Annotated in this window: 11 protein-coding genes; 7 read left to right on the forward strand and 4 right to left on the reverse strand. The window is 65.6% G+C overall.

Features of this window, described 5'->3' with window-relative positions; all coding sequences use genetic code 11:
• Complete coding sequence (locus GGD67_RS24165) at positions 1-1329, reverse strand: FAD-binding oxidoreductase (RefSeq protein ID WP_179736315.1); 1329 nt, start codon at positions 1327-1329, stop codon at positions 1-3.
• Between the two features lie 235 nt (positions 1330-1564).
• Between GGD67_RS24165 and GGD67_RS24170 the strand changes: the two genes are divergently transcribed.
• Positions 1565-3430: an ATP-binding protein gene (locus tag GGD67_RS24170; RefSeq protein WP_179736318.1), complete on the forward strand. Its 1866-nt coding sequence runs from the start codon at positions 1565-1567 to the stop codon at positions 3428-3430.
• Positions 3431-3440: 10 nt separating this feature from the next.
• Here GGD67_RS24170 and GGD67_RS24175 read toward each other — a convergent pair whose 3' ends face one another.
• On the reverse strand, positions 3441-4466 hold the full coding sequence (locus GGD67_RS24175; RefSeq protein WP_179736319.1) for an AraC family transcriptional regulator: 1026 nt from the start codon (positions 4464-4466) through the stop codon (positions 3441-3443).
• A 187-nt stretch (positions 4467-4653) separates the two neighbouring features.
• Between GGD67_RS24175 and GGD67_RS24180 the strand changes: the two genes are divergently transcribed.
• The 4 genes from GGD67_RS24180 (at position 4654) to GGD67_RS24195 (ending at position 8964) form a co-directional block, all read left to right on the forward strand.
• Positions 4654-5133 carry a cupin domain-containing protein gene (locus GGD67_RS24180; protein ID WP_018318566.1) on the forward strand — a complete coding sequence of 160 codons (480 nt, stop codon included), beginning with the start codon at positions 4654-4656 and terminating at the stop codon, positions 5131-5133.
• A gap of 108 nt (positions 5134-5241) precedes the next feature.
• Entirely contained in the window at positions 5242-6732 is a 1491-nt protein-coding gene (locus GGD67_RS24185; protein WP_179736321.1) for an NAD(P)/FAD-dependent oxidoreductase, read from the forward strand.
• A 94-nt stretch (positions 6733-6826) separates the two neighbouring features.
• Positions 6827-7900: a hypothetical protein gene (locus tag GGD67_RS24190; RefSeq protein WP_179736322.1), complete on the forward strand. Its 1074-nt coding sequence runs from the start codon at positions 6827-6829 to the stop codon at positions 7898-7900.
• A gap of 65 nt (positions 7901-7965) precedes the next feature.
• Positions 7966-8964, forward strand: a complete 999-nt coding sequence (locus GGD67_RS24195) for an NAD-dependent epimerase/dehydratase family protein (protein ID WP_179736323.1) — start codon at positions 7966-7968, stop codon at positions 8962-8964.
• A gap of 39 nt (positions 8965-9003) precedes the next feature.
• Here GGD67_RS24195 and GGD67_RS24200 read toward each other — a convergent pair whose 3' ends face one another.
• Positions 9004-9522 carry a GNAT family N-acetyltransferase gene (locus GGD67_RS24200; protein ID WP_018318562.1) on the reverse strand — a complete coding sequence of 173 codons (519 nt, stop codon included), beginning with the start codon at positions 9520-9522 and terminating at the stop codon, positions 9004-9006.
• A 13-nt stretch (positions 9523-9535) separates the two neighbouring features.
• Positions 9536-10327 (reverse strand): ABC transporter substrate-binding protein, encoded by a 792-nt coding sequence (locus tag GGD67_RS24205; RefSeq protein ID WP_179736324.1) that lies wholly within the window; start codon positions 10325-10327, stop codon positions 9536-9538.
• 234 nt (positions 10328-10561) lie between these two features.
• Here GGD67_RS24205 and GGD67_RS24210 point away from each other — a divergent pair, with 234 nt between their 5' ends.
• Both GGD67_RS24210 and GGD67_RS24215 read left to right on the forward strand, forming a co-directional pair.
• On the forward strand, positions 10562-11755 hold the full coding sequence (locus GGD67_RS24210) for an efflux RND transporter periplasmic adaptor subunit (RefSeq protein WP_179736325.1): 1194 nt from the start codon (positions 10562-10564) through the stop codon (positions 11753-11755).
• 11 nt (positions 11756-11766) lie between these two features.
• Complete coding sequence (locus GGD67_RS24215) at positions 11767-14925, forward strand: efflux RND transporter permease subunit (RefSeq protein ID WP_179736326.1); 3159 nt, start codon at positions 11767-11769, stop codon at positions 14923-14925.
• The last annotated feature ends 49 nt before the right edge of the window (positions 14926-14974 follow it).

Below are 14974 nucleotides of genomic sequence, written 5' to 3' on the forward strand. Positions count from 1 at the left end.
TCAGAACGGGCTGACCGGCGCGAGCCGGCGGCCGTCGATCATGCGCTTGTGGCTGTAGGCCGCGGGATCGACCAGCGGCGTGGCGCCGGTCACGATATCGGCGGCGAGCTTGCCGGCGGCAGGGCCGATGCCAAAGCCGTGGCCGGAGAATCCGGTCGCGAGGAAAAAGCCCGGCAAGGCGTCGACCGGCGAGATCACGGGGATCGTGTCCGGCGTGCAGTCGATGGTGCCGCCCCAGGCTTCCGCGATCTCGATGTCCTTCAATTCCGGGTTGGCCTTGATCAATGAGGCCAGCGCCGCATTCACGAGCGACATGTCGGGCTCGGGGTCGCGCACGCGCTCGGTCTCGAACGGCGACGGCTTGTCAAAGCTCCAGCTGGTGCCGCGCACGATCTGGCCGAAGAAAGACTTGCCCAACGACAGCTTCAGTCCGTTCTTGCGATGCAAATAGGTTGGCCAGAAGGTGCGCGCATAGCGGAACAGATCGGGCGACAGCTCGACCGTGCCCCGGTTGCGCAGGGCCAGCGTGAAGCCGCCGTCGAGGCGGCGGCGAACGCAGTAGAGATCGGTGCCCAGCGCGCCCGAGGTGATCTCCGGCCCCGGCGTGGTCCGGCAGGCCGTCGCATTGACGAGACCGATCGGCAGCTCGATGCCGTGACGGCGGCAGAACAGCGACGACCATGCGCCGCCCGACAACAGCACGGACCGGGTGCGGATGGTGCCCTTCTCGGTGACGACGGCGCTGACCCGCCCACCAGTCGTCTCCAGTCCCCGCGCGGCGCAGCCCTGATGGATGGTGACGCCGTGCTTTCGCGCGGCGGTGGCCAGCGCGGGCACGGCCATCGACGGCTCGGCACGCCCGTCGCTCGGCGTATGCAGCCCGCCGACCCATGTGTCGGTATTGCCCGGCATGCGCTCGGCAACCTCGGCCGGCGTCAGCACGGTGGAGTGGACCTGCATCTCGCGCGCGAGCGCGGCCCAGCGCTCCCAGCTCGCAAGCTCGTCCTTGCTCTTGGTCAGGAACAGAACGCCGGTGCGGCGGAAGCCGGCATCGACGCCGGCGTCGTTCTGCATGTCCTCCCACAGCCGCAGCGCCTCGCGAGCCAGCGGGATCTCCTCGCGCGCGCGGCCCTGCTGGCGGCACCAGCCCCAATTGCGGCTCGACTGCTCGCCGCCGACGTGGCCCTTCTCGACCAGCGCGACCGAGAGGTCCTTCTTCGCCAGATGATAGGCCGCGGAGACACCGATGACGCCGCCACCGATGACGACGACATCGACCTGCTGCGGCAGGCGTTCGTCGCTGTTGATACGGTTGAGCGGCGGGGACATGGAGCACTCCTGGAGTTCAGTTCGAACGATCACGCCTCAGTACAGCTGTCAATCGCATTGCTTGTATGCGCGCCTCCTTGCCATGCGATTCGCCCGCAGGTTGAGGCCGAAGAAGGGCGCCGGCCGACACCACCGCAAATTGCCCCTCGACGCCGCCGCGCGGAGTCTGTAGCTCACATCAAAGCGGCACCCGGGACCGGGCAGCCAGTGCGGTAGTCTTCTTTGGTGGGAGACCATGAAACTCAGGGGGCTTCTGACACTCGCGATGGCCGCACAGGTCGTGGTGACCGCGGCGGCCCTCCTCGCCTCCTATGCCGTGGCCGGACCCGGGTTCGGCATGGCCCAGATCGTAGCCCTAATCGCAAGCGCCGCCGTTGCCGCGCTGCTCGTGCACCTCTGCAATCGCGCGATCGAGGGATCGGAGGACAAGCGCGCCGCCGGACGATCGGCGGAAGACGCGCGGGCACGCAGCGACAGCGCGCAGATGATGCAAGCCGTCATCAAGACCGCGCTCGATGCCTTCATTCAGATCGACGACAGCGGCGCCGTGCTGGAGTGGAGCTTTCAGGCGGAGGCCCTGACCGGATGGACGCGCGAGGAGGCGCTCGGCGCCGACGTCGTCGATCTCATCGTCGCCGAGCCGCTGCGGACCGCCTTCAGGCAGCGCATGGCGCGGCTGGTGCCGGAATTGTCGGACACGCCGTCCGGCCTGCGCTTCGAGCTCGCCCTGATCCACAGGAACGGCGACCAGATCCTGGCCGAGGCGTCCAGCACGGTGTTGCGGCTGGGTGGACGCGCCATCATCAACACCTTCGTCAGGGACATCACCCAGAAACGCGCTGCCGAGGAGCAGCTGGTGCAGTCCCAGAAGATGGAGGCGGTCGGGCAGCTCACCGGCGGCATCGCACATGAATTCAACAACATGCTCACGGTGATCACAGGCACGATCGAGATCCTGGCCGACGCCGTCAGGGACAACCCGCCGCTTGCGACCATCACCAAGCTGATCAGCGAGGCCGCCGATCGCGGCGCCGCGCTGACCTCGAGCCTGCTGTCCTTTGCCCGCAAGCAGGCGCTGCAGCCGGCCGAGATCGACGTCAACGAGCTGCTGGAAGAGCTGGCAAAGCTGCTGCTGGCGACCTTCGACAAGAAGATCGAGATCGTGACCAGGCTCGACCGCAACGTCTGGCTTGCCTATGCCGACCGCGGCCAGCTGAGCTCGGCGCTGCTCAACCTCGCGATCAACGCGCGCGACGCCATGCTGGACGGCGGCAGGCTGACGCTGACGACGCGCAACGTCGTGTTCGGCGTGCGCGAGGCCGTCGCGGTCGGCGCCGGCTATGCCGGCGACTATGTCGAGATCGAGATCGCCGATAGCGGCACCGGCATTCCGCAGGCCATCCTGGAGCGGATCTTCGATCCGTTCTTCTCCACCAAGGACGTCGGCAAGGGCACGGGACTCGGGCTCAGCATGGTGTTCGGTTTCGTCAAGCAGTCCGGCGGCGGCATCAAGGTCGCCTCCGAAGAAGGACGCGGCACGATCTTCACGCTCTATTTGCCGAAGGCGGAGGCGAGCGCGCTACGCCCGACCGGCTATGACGACCGCAAGATCGTGGGCGGCAGGGAAACCGTCCTCTGCGTCGAAGACGACCGCGACGTCCGCCAATACGTCACGGTCCAGCTCCAAGGTCTCGGCTACAAGGTCATCGCGGCCGCCAATGCGAACGAGGCGCTCGCGATTGCGGCCGAAGGCAGGTCCTTCGACCTGCTCTTCACCGACATCGTGATGGCCGGCGGCATGAATGGACGCGAGCTCGCCGAGCAGATGGTGGCGGCGCGCCCCTCTCTTCGGGTGCTGTTCACGTCGGGCTACGCCTACGATTCGCTGCACGCGCAGGGACGTGCGACGATGGGCGCGCCGCTCTTGAGAAAGCCTTACCGCAAGGCCGAGCTCGCCCGCATGCTGCGCCGCTGCCTCGACACCGCCGTCGATTCCGCCGGCGACGCGATCCCGACGCCCTATTCGGTGCAGGCTGATGTCGAGGCGTTCCTGCGCAGACAGGCGGCGGAAGACAACGGCACGACGCGGCCGCGGAAATAGCTCTCTCGCGCTAGCTCAATCGTCGCCGCAGCGTCGCCGATGGCGTCTCGCCAAATTTTTCGCGGTAGGCGCCGGCCATGCGGCTGAGATGGGTGAAGCCGAGATCGAAGGCGATGTCGGTGATGGAGGCATCGGGCGCGGCCTGCGCCAGGCGGGCGTGCAGACCGGCGAGGCGCATGTCGAGCAGCATCTGCGAGATCGACAGGCCGAAGTGACGGCGGAAGCCGAGCTGGAGCGCGCGGATGCCGATGCCGGCGGCACAGGCGAGCCGCGCAAGGTCGAGCGGCTCGCCGGCATTGTCCGCAAGATGGTCCCGCGCCGCGCGGAGCGCGCGCGGCAGCCGCTCGGCCTGCCCCGAAAACGTTTGAATCGCATCCGACAGGCCATGGCGCTGACCGTTGAGCAGGTGATCGAGCAGCAGCTCGCGCCAATCGGCCATCGCGACCGCCGACAGCCGGCCGGAGGGACCGAGACGCTCGGCAAGCATCATCAGTTCGGCGAGACTACCGCGCAAGGCGCGCCCGGCCGGCGCCTCCAAATCGATCACGGGATCGAACTCGACCGTGCCTGATGCCCTGCCCGACAGCGCCGCGGCGCGCTGCTCGACCATGCGGCGATCAAACAGCAGGATCGCCTGCGCGCAGTCGCGCCACATCATCCGGGTCGGGATCGTCGGCGACAGCAGCGACGCCGTCCGCTCCGGCGCGGCGTCGAGCTCGGTCGTGCCGGCGCGAATATAGGCCGTGCCGGTGAGCGGGACCTGCACCAGGAAGAAGCGCTCGAGGCAGCCCGGATCGATGCCGACCGATCCGCCATAGGCCACGTAATTGATGGAAAAGCCGTCGAAGCCGGCGCAATTGTGCCGGGCGGAGAAGCCGGCCGCGCGCGCCTGTGCCGGCTTGAGATCGTGCGGGCAGAAGATGCGCCCGATCTGTTCGGCCGCTTCGTCGACATCGTCGGTGGTGACGCGGGCGAAATCCGCGAGCCGTTCGGCCGCGGGCGCCCTTGCGTTCATTTCCAGCACGGCTGCGGACATGGTCGACCACGCTTCGCGTCACGGAATTGCTTTAAGCCTATAATAGTTCCCCGGACGCGGAAAGGGCGGCTTCGGCAAAATCGTCATGCTGCAGGGCAACAGGCGCTCGCGGATTCGTTTAGCGGATAGACAGGCGACCCATTGTTGACTGAAGCTCCCTCCTCGCCGGAATCCATGGGAGAGCGCCATGACTGCACCTGAAAAGTCTGCACCTGAAAAGACTGCACTCGAAAAGGGCATTACCGCCGCTGGCACAGGCTACGGCGGCAAGAGCTGGAACATTCTGGGCCAGGTCTACTTCCCCAAGGCCGTCACCGACTCCACCTTTGCGTTCGAGACCAACAGCGATCCCGGCCAGTTCGTACCGGTGCACATCCATCCGACCCAGGACGAGTTCATCCTGGTGCAGGAGGGCACGCTCGACCTCAAGCTCGACGGAAAATGGGTCAAGGCCCATGCCGGCGATCTCGTGCGCATGCCCCGCGGCATCCCGCACGGCTATTTCAACAAGTCCGACAAGCCGTGCCGCGCGCTGTTCTGGGTCTCGCCGATGCAGAAGCTGGAGGCGCTGTTCAACCAGCTGCACAATCTGACCGACCCTGCCGAAGTCGTGCGCATCTCGGCGCTGCATGAGGTCGACTTCCTGCCGCCCGAGGCCAACGACTAGGCACGGGCCCCTCGTCCACTTTCATCTGCTTGCAGCTCCGCCGGCCGCGCCTTGCGGCCGAACGTGGCCGCTTGCCCGCGGAAAACACATTGATTGCGAGCCAATCCCATGGTCAGCCCCAAGTATGTCTGCGTGATCGGTGCCGGCGTCTCCGGCCTTGCTGCCGCCAAGGCATTCTCCAGCCGCGGCCACCGCGTCACCATCGTCGAGCGCAGCGCCGATCTCGGCGGCGTCTGGGAGCCGGCGCGCTCCTACCCTGACGTGCAGACCCAGAGCCCGAAGGAGCTCTACCGCTACACCGACCGCGCCATGCCGGAGGCCTATCCGGAATGGCCGACCGGGCCCCAGGTTCACGCGTATCTCGCCGACTATGCCAGGAGCTTCGGTCTCGACCGCATGCTGCGCCTTGGCACCGAGGTCGCCGGCATGGCGCGCCGCGCCGACGGCAAGCCGGGCTGGACCCTCGCATTGAAAAACAAGGACGGCGCGACCACGAACGAGGATTTCGATTTCGTCGCGGTCTGCACCGGGCAGTTCAACGAGCCGCGCGAGCTGCATTGCCCCGGCGAGGACGCCTTTCTGGCCCAGGGCGGGCAGATCCTGCATTCGTCGAAATACGGCGATCCCACGCTGGCGAAGGGACGCCGCGTGGTCGTACTCGGCGGCTCGAAGTCCGCGACCGACATCGCCGTCAACGCGGTGAAATCGGGCGCGCGCGAGGTCACCATCGTGATGCGCGAGCCGGTCTGGCGCATTCCCTATTTCATCGGCGGGCTCGTGAACTTCAAGCGCATCCTCTACATCCGCGCGCAGGAGGAGATGTTTCCGGGCTGGGGCATCGGCGCGATGACGCGGCTCGCGCACCGCATCGCCGCGCCGCTGGTCTGGGCGAACTGGCGCGGGCTGGAGAGCCTGCTCAAGGCGCAGCTCAAGCTCGGCCGCTGCAAGATGGTGCCGAAGGAGCGGATCGAGGACGGCGTCAACTGCTCGGTGCCGATCGCAACGCCGGGCTTCTATCCGATGGTCGCCGACGGCCGCATCAAGGCGGTGTTCGGCACCTTCGATCATTACGAAGGCGGCAGCATCGTGATGAGCGGCGGCGAGCGCGTCGGTGCCGACGTCGCCGTGCTCGCGATCGGCTACAAGCTCGGCGTGCCGTTCCTGCCGGAGGCTTACAAGCAGAAGCTGGTCGACGCGGACGGGCAGTACCGGCTCTACCGCCTGATCGCCAACCCTGACCTGCCCGAGCTCGGGTTCGTCGGCTTCAACTCGTCGTTCTGCACCGTGCTCTGCGCCGACCTCGCCGCCAACTGGCTGGTACGCTATGCCGACGGCCAGCTCGCGAACCAGCCGACGGCGCGGCAGATGCACGACAACATCGAGATGATGCTGCACTTCAAGCGTGTCGAGCGGCCGGCCGCGGGCGTCTATGGCGGTCTCTGCGTCGCGCCCTATCACTACCGCCATTTCGACGAGCTGATGGCCGACATCGGCACCAAGAACCAGAAGACCGGCGGGCTCAAAGGGCGCTTCCAGCCGCCGGATGCGGATGCCTATGCGAAATTCCTGGCGACGGCGCCGGACTATCGCGCGGCCTGAGCAGAAGAATTGCGGCCGAGCGGGATTTGCATCTCGCCAGCCCTCGCCTCCAATGCTTACGATCTCCCTGGCATCGAATCGATGGGAAACGGCCATGGGATCCAGACGTCTTGCCGCCACGGTCTTTGCGGCTGTTGCCTTCTTCGTCGCGGCGCCGGCCGTCGGACAACAGCGCGCGCTCACGCCGAAGCAATCCGAGGCGCTCGCCACCTATGAGCGGGCGCTCGGCGATTTCAAGTCGATCCTCGCCGAGCGTCGGCGCCAGATCGATGCCAAGGAGCCGCTGCCGAATCTCCCTGGACAGGCGCTCTATCTCGCCCGCGTCGCCGTGATCAGTTCTTACAAGGATCTCACCGACGCCATGCCGTCACGGATCGGCAGGCCCAACAAGTTCGAGATTCCTCCGGCCTATTTCGACGCCGACATCGAGCCGCTGATCGACGAATATTCAAAACTGTTCGACGTCCTGGAGGCGCCGCCGGCGAATGCCCAGAACTCGCCGACGCCGTTCAAGGACGTCGTCGATCTCGCGACAGTGATCGCGCGCGCCAAGGGGCTTGCGCCTGAACACGCAGCTGCTGCGGGGCGCATCAGTCTCGGGCTGTTCTTTGCCGAGACCAACGGCAAGCAGAACGTCCGCAACGGACGCTCGAACACCTATATGGGCAGCTTCCAGACCGGCCCCTCCGAGGATCGCAACGGCCGCAGGAAATGGGAGGCCATCAAGAGCGAGATCGCCGCGATCGATCCGGGATTGAGTGCGCGCGACGACAAGGAGGAGGCGCGGGCGCGCGGCACCGATCACCGCTTCAATCACTGGACCAATGTGCGCGACGGGCTGATGAACGCACATGCGGATGTATTCCGTGAGATCCCTGGAATCGTGAAGACGCTACCCGACCCGATCGACCAGATGAAGCTGTTCGAATTGATCCAGATCGTGCCCACCCCGACGAGATCGGCGCTGAAGTCGGGCGACCTCCTGAACTACAGGGTGTCGAGCCCGACCATCATGAAGCATCTGCGCAACAACAGCATCTTTGCTTTCGGACAGGCCGACCGGGCGCGCAGCTCGGCCAGCTTCCGCGAGATCCTCGCCGCGATGTGGCTGTTCAACCGCAAGTTCGAGAAGGCGATGGCGAAATACGCGGAGATCAAGCCGCGCTAACGATCGGTTGCAAATGCTACCGGAAATTGTAGCCTCGCGATCTCATCGACGGCACGGACAATGTCATGCGCATGCTCATTCTCGGCGGCAGCCAGTTTCTCGGGCGCGCGATCGCCACTCACGCCTGCGCCACAGGCCACGACGTGACTTGCGCAGCCCGCGGGCTCGCGGGGCCGATCGCCCCGGGCGCACGCTTTGTGCGGATCGATCGCGACGTAGCTGACGGTCTTGCGCCGCTCGTCGGCGAGACGTTCGACGCTGTCGTCGACGTCTCGCGTCATCCCGGCCAGGTCCGCCGCGCGGTCGCGGCGCTGAAGCGGCCGGGCGTGCACTGGACCTTCGTCTCCACGATCAGCGTGTATGCGGACAACCGGATACCGGGACAGCGCGCCGACACGGCGCCATTGCGCGAGCCTGCGGCCGAGGATCTGGAGCACAGCACCGATGCCATTTACGGCGCGGCCAAGGTCGCCTGCGAACAGGCGGTCGGCGGCGATGCCTTCATCTGCCGTGCCGGCCTGATCGCAGGGCCGGAGGACCCGACCGGGCGCTTCGCTTATTGGCCGGCGCGGCTCGCGCGCGGCGGCGAGGTGCTTGCGCCGGGATCGCCGGACGACGCCGTCCAGTTCATCGATGTCCGGGACCTCGCGCAATGGATCGTGCATGCGGCGGAAGTTCGCCTCACCGGCATCTATGACGGGATTGGACCAGTGCGCTCGCGCGGCGAATTCCTGGCCGAATGCGCATCGGCGCTGAACGCATCCTGCACATTCACCTGGGTCGATCGGGCGTTTCTCGAGGCACACGACGTGCGGCGCTGGGCGGGTCCGCGGTCATTACCGCTGTGGCTGCCGCTGCCCGACTTCGCCGGCTTCCTGACTCGCGACACCTCGCCCGCGCGCGCGGCCGGATTGATCTCGCGACCGCCGGGAGACACCGCGCGCGATACGCTGCATTGGGTCCACATCAGCGGCGGCCCGGTCGTCGGGCTTACCGCCGATGAAGAGCGGGACGTGCTAGCGGCCTGGCATGCGGAAAGAGTGACCCAAGTCTCCGGCCTATAGCTGTCTGTCAGCGTCTTCGGGAAGGCGAAGAAATCCGCCTCAAAGTCGCTTGGTGAAATGGTAGCGGCGAATGCCGCCGCCCAGCGTCTTGTTGCTGGAGGCATCGGCGATCTCTTCGCGCACGTTCTCATATCCCGCGTTACGATACAGCGCCAGCGCATCCTCCTGAAGCTCGGACGTACTCAGCTGCAACTGCAGACGATCGCGATGGCGGCACTCCTGCTCGGCAAACGCCAGCATCTTTCGCGCAATGCCGCGGCGCCGCGCCGCGGGAGCGACGTACATGCGCCGTAACTCCATCGCATGCTCGCCAAGGGCCTCTAGTCCAAACATACCAACGATTTCGTCGCCATCGACAGCGACCCAAAAACCGCCGTTCCGGCTCGAATAATAATCGGAGAGCCGATCTATCTCCTCTGCGAGCGAGCGACTAATGTATCTTTCAAACGCCTCCTCCAAGCGCGCTGGCGCCAACAGACGATTTACCCGGATGAACAGCTCCCGCACAGGAACTGCATCGGGCGGTGAGAAGGCGCGAATCTGTATCTCTCTTGTCATGGAGCCGCGCGCATTACTCCGTCCGGATCGGCGAATCCTTCAAACCATTATTATCATAGGCCTTCCGCAGCGTGCCGTTCGTTGTGGCCTCGGTCATGAATTTGGTGACGAAGGCCAACGCCTGCTCATGGCCGAGGGGCACGGCGACGGCGGTCACTGTCTTCTTGAACGTCTCGTCCAGCACCTTGGTCCCCGGAATCTTCTGGGCCATCTTGTTGAGCTGGTCGCGCGACAGCGCGAAGGCGTCGATCTCGCCGCTCCTGAGCAGGCCGAAGATCTCGTCATAGGTCTGATAGCCCGTGACGGTCGCATGCTTCAGATGCGCGATCGCACCGCGCATGGTGGTGGTGGCGTTGACGGCCGCGACCTTGAATCCGGGCTGGTCGAGCGTCGCAAAATTGCTGACGTTCGAGCCGGGCTTGACAATGTAGGTGGCGTCGGCGACCTCGTAGATCGGGCCGAACAGCATCTTGGTCTCGCGCTCGGGATCTTTAGGAAGCCAGGTGACATCCCAAGTGCCTTTGCCAGCCGCGTCGGTGATCTGTCCGGAGTTCTGGTGGACGACATATTCGACGGGGACGCCGAGCTGGGCGGCCATCGCCTTGCCGAGATCGACGGGAACGCCGGCATAGCCGGATTCGGTCTTGGTCGACCAGAATGCGCCGCCTGCGGGGCTGATTGCGATCGCGACCCGCAGCTTGCCGGTCGGTGCGATCTCGTCCTTCAGACCGTCTGCTAGCGCCGGCATGGCGACCATCGCTGCGAGAACGAGGCCGGCAAGGCCCGAGTGGAGGGACGTGGGCATGTCATGTTCTCCTCACCTCTTCTTCTTGGCTTCTTCCCGGCTGGCTCGCACGGTCTTTGACACAATTCTGGTCGATCGTGCGCTCGGTGAAAAGCGGTCTGTCATGACAAATCTGTCAAAGGCCACACCGCCCTGTGCAGCGCAAGGCCGGCGACTGCCATGGCTATGGTGTTCCACGGCCGGACATTTGTTGATAGCCTGCCGCACCGACAGACGATACTCGGGGGCTAGCGAATGACCTCATCGAATCCCGCATCTCCTGCACGGCGCAATGAAGCGTGGAGACAGGCCGGGCGGACACTGGCCGCCGCTGCGGCCGTGGTCGCGCTGGCCGGTTGCGAGGACAAGAACACGTTCGTGGCACCGCCGCCGCCCAAGGTGGACGTGGCAACGCCCGTGCAGCGTCCGGTGACGCGCTACATCGAAGCCACCGGCAACACCGCGCCGATCAAGAGCGTCGATCTCGTGGCGCGGGTGCAGGGCTTCCTGCAATCAATCGACTATCAGGACGGCGCCTTCGTCAAGCAGGGCACCCAGCTCTTCACGATCGAGCCCGAGACCTACAAGCTCAAGGTCGAGCAGGCGAAGGCGGCCGAGGTCGGCGCGCAGGCCACGGTCAAGCAGGCCGAAGCCGATTTCAAGCGGCAGGTCGAGCTCGTGCAGCGCCAGGCGGTCTCGCAATCCACCCTGGACACCTCGACATCGACCCGCGACAACGCTCAGGCCAACCTCCAGCAGGCCCAGGTCAATACGAGGCTGGCCGAGGTCAATTACGGCTACACCAGGGTGACAGCGCCGTTCGACGGCATCGTCAGCGCCCACCTGGTCTCGGTCGGCGAGCTCGTCGGCGTCTCCTCGCCAACCCAGCTCGCGACCATCGTCGCCATGGACCCGATCTGGGTGAACTTCACGGTCAACGAGCAGGACGTGCTACGCATCCGCGCCGAAGCGGCCCGCCGCGGACTGACCCCCGCCGACATGAAGCAATTCCCGATTCAGGTGGGACTGCAGACCGAGACCGGCTATCCGCATGAGGGCAAGCTCGACTACGTCTCGCCGACCCTCAATACATCAACCGGCACGCTCGCGGTGCGCGGCGTCGTGCCCAACGACAAGCGGGTGCTGCTGCCCGGTTATTTCGTCCGGGTGCGCGTGCCGTTCGACCAGGAGAAGAGCGCCCTGCTCGTCCCCGACACCGCGCTCGGCAGCGACCAGGGCGGCCGCTATCTGCTGGTGGTCAACGGCGACAACGTCGTCGAGCAGCGCAAGGTGCAGATCGGCCCCGTCGACAACGGCCTGCGCGTCATCGAAAGCGGCTTGAAGCCGGACGACCGCGTCGTCATCGCGGGACTGCTGCGGGTGATCCCTGGCCAGAAGATCGATCCGCAAACAACGAAGATCGAGCAGCCGCAGGCGTCTGCCAAGTAGGAGCGCCAGCCATGATCTCAAAATTCTTCATCGAGCGGCCGGTCCTGTCGAACGTCATCGCGCTGTTGATGATCCTGATCGGTGGCGTCGCGCTGTTCAATCTCGCTATCGCGCAATACCCCGACGTGGTGCCGCCGACCGTGCAGGTCACCACGCGCTATCCCGGCGCCAGCGCCAAGACCGTGATCGACACCGTGGCGCTGCCGATCGAGCAGCAGGTCAACGGCGTCGAGGACATGCTCTACATGCAGTCCTACAGCGGCTCCGACGGTACCTATACGCTGACCGTGACCTTCAAGATCGGCACCGACCTCAACTTCGCGCAGGTGCTGGTGCAGAACCGCGTCTCCAGCGCATTGTCGCAGTTGCCGCAGGCCGTGCAGAACCAGGGCGTCACCGTGCAGAAGCGGTCGACCTCGATCCTGCTGTTCGTGACGCTGACCTCGCCGGATTCGAGATACGACAGCCTTTACCTGAGCAATTACGCCACCATCAACATCCGCGACGAGCTCTCCCGCCTGCCCGGCGTCGGCAACGTCACCGTGTTCGGCGCCGGCCAGTATTCGATGCGGGTCTGGCTCGATCCGAACAAGCTGCAGGTCCGTGGCCTCGTGCCGCAGGACGTCATCAACGCAATCCAGCAGCAGAGCCAGCAGGTCTCCGCCGGCCAGGTCGGCGCGCCGCCGACACCGCCGGGACAGGCGTTCCAGTACACGCTCAACGTCAACGGACGGCTCGACGACACCAGCCAGTTCGAGGACATCATCGTCAAGTCGGGCAGCAGCGGCGACGTCACGCGGGTCCGCGACGTCGGCTGGGTCGAGCTGGGGGCGCAGACCTACAGCCAGATCTTTTCGCTCAACAAGCAGCCGGCCGTCGGCATCGGCGTATTCCAGTCGCCCGGCGCCAACGCGCTCCAGGTCGAGCAGGCCGTCGAGAAGAAGATGGCGGACCTCGCCAAGCGGTTCCCGGAAGGCATCAAATACGACACGCCGTTCGACACCACCAAATTCGTCGAGGCCTCGGTGCACGAGGTCTACATGACGCTGATCGAGGCCGGCCTCTTGGTGCTGGTCGTGATCCTGGTGTTCCTGCAGGACTGGCGCGCGATGCTGGTGCCGGCGACGACCGTGCCTGTCACCATCATCGGCGCCTTCGCCGCGATGGCGGCGCTCGGCTTCACCATCAACATGTCGACGCTGTTCGCGATCGTGCTCGCGATCGGCATCGTGGTCGATGACGCCATCGTCGTGGTGGAAGGCGCCGCCCACAACATCGAGCAGGGCATGAACAGCCACGACGCCGCGATCAAGGCGATGGACCAGCTGTTCGCGCCGATCGTCGGCATCACGCTGGTGCTGATCTCGGTGTTTTTGCCGGCCTCGTTCCTCGCCGGGCTCACAGGGCGCATCTATTCGCAATTCGCGCTGGTGATCGCGGCGACCGCGCTGCTCTCCGCCATCAACGCGGCGACGCTGAAGCCGACGCAATGCGCGCTGTGGCTGCGGCCGACGGTGCCGCCCGAGCAGCGCAATTTCTTCTACAGAGGTTTCAACGCGGTCTATGACCGCGTCGAGCGCGGCTACACACGACTGATCACCTTCCTCGTCAAGCACGCCACCATCTCGGTCGCGTTCGCGCTGCTGGTGATCGGCGCCAGCGGCTACGGCCTGTCGCGGGTGCCGACCGGCTTCCTGCCGATCGAGGACCAGGGCTATCTGATCGCCGCCGTGCAGCTGCCCGACGGCGCCGCGCTGGAGCGGACGCAAGCCGTGCTCGACAGAGCGAGCGGGCTGATCAAGGAGACGCCTGGCGTGGCGCAGGTCATCACCATCGCCGGCATCTCCGCGCTCGACAACAGCGCCAGCCTTGCCAATGCCGGCGTCGCCTACATCATCCTGAAGGATTGGGATGCGCGCAAAGGACCCGGCGAGGATCTGCGCTCGCTGGTCTATGGGCTCAATGACAAGCTCGCCACCATCATGGAGGCGCGTACGCTGGTGCTGCCGCCGCCGCCGATCCAGGGCATCGGCAACGCCGCCGGCTTCTCGATGCAGGTTGAGCTGCGCGACGGCAACAGCGATTTCGCCAAGCTGCAGGCGATCACCGGCGCGATGGTCAGCAACGGCCAGAGCCAGAGCGCGCTGCAGCGCGTGCAGTCCTCGTTCCGCTCCTCGGTGCCGCAGTTCAACGTCGAGATCGACCGGGTCAAAACCCAGACGCTGCACGTCACGACGGACCAGGTGTTCTCGGCGCTGTCGACCTATCTCGGCTCGTCCTATGTCAACCAGTTCAACAAGTTCGGCCGTGTGTTCCAGGTCTACACCCAGGCCGATCCCGCCTTCCGCGTCACCGAGCGCGACATCGCCAACATGCAGGTGCGCAACTCGAACGGCGACATGATCCCGATCGGCACCGTCGCCAAGATCACGCCGGCCACCGGACCGTCACTGATCAGCCTCTACAATCTCTATCCGTCCTCGACCGTGATCGGCCTGCCGGCGCAGGGATACTCCTCCGGCCAGTCGCTGAAGCTGATGGAGGAGATCGCCGACAAGACGCTGCCGCCGGGCACCGGCTATGAGTGGACGGCGATGTCCTATCAGGAGAAGGCGGTCAGCAACCAGATCTACTGGGTGTTCGGCCTTGCCATGCTGCTGGTCTATCTCGTGCTCGCCGGGCAGTATGAGAGCTGGTACGCGCCGATCTCGGTGATCCTCGCGGTGCCGCTGTCGCTGCTGGGGCCGATGCTGATCCTCTCCGGGCTCAAGATCGACAACAACCTGTATTGCCAGATCGGCCTGATCCTGCTGATCGCACTGTCGGCCAAGAACGCGATCCTGATCGTGGAGGTCGGGCTCGAGCTGCACGGCCGCGACGGCAAGCCGGTGATGGAGGCCGCGATCGAGGCAGCGCGCGCCCGCTTCCGCCCGATCCTGATGACCTCGTTCGCCTTCATCCTCGGTGTGGTGCCGCTGGTGCTCGCCACCGGCGCCGGCGCCAGCGCGCGCAAGTCGATCGGCATCACCGTCTTCTCCGGCATGCTGGCCTCGACCTGCCTCGCCGTGCTGTTCGTGCCGGCCTTCTTCGTGGTGGTGCAGCGTTTCGAGAACTGGCGGGCGAGCAAGAAGGCGGTGAAGGTGGAGACTGTGGCGGAGGTGAAGTCGTAAGGGTTGGTTTGGATCAGCGGCGCCGCGAGTTCGGTGTAACCTCTCCCGC

Origin of the sequence: Bradyrhizobium sp. IAR9 (assembly GCF_013408065.1) — a bacterium.
Taxonomy (GTDB): domain Bacteria; phylum Pseudomonadota; class Alphaproteobacteria; order Rhizobiales; family Xanthobacteraceae; genus Bradyrhizobium.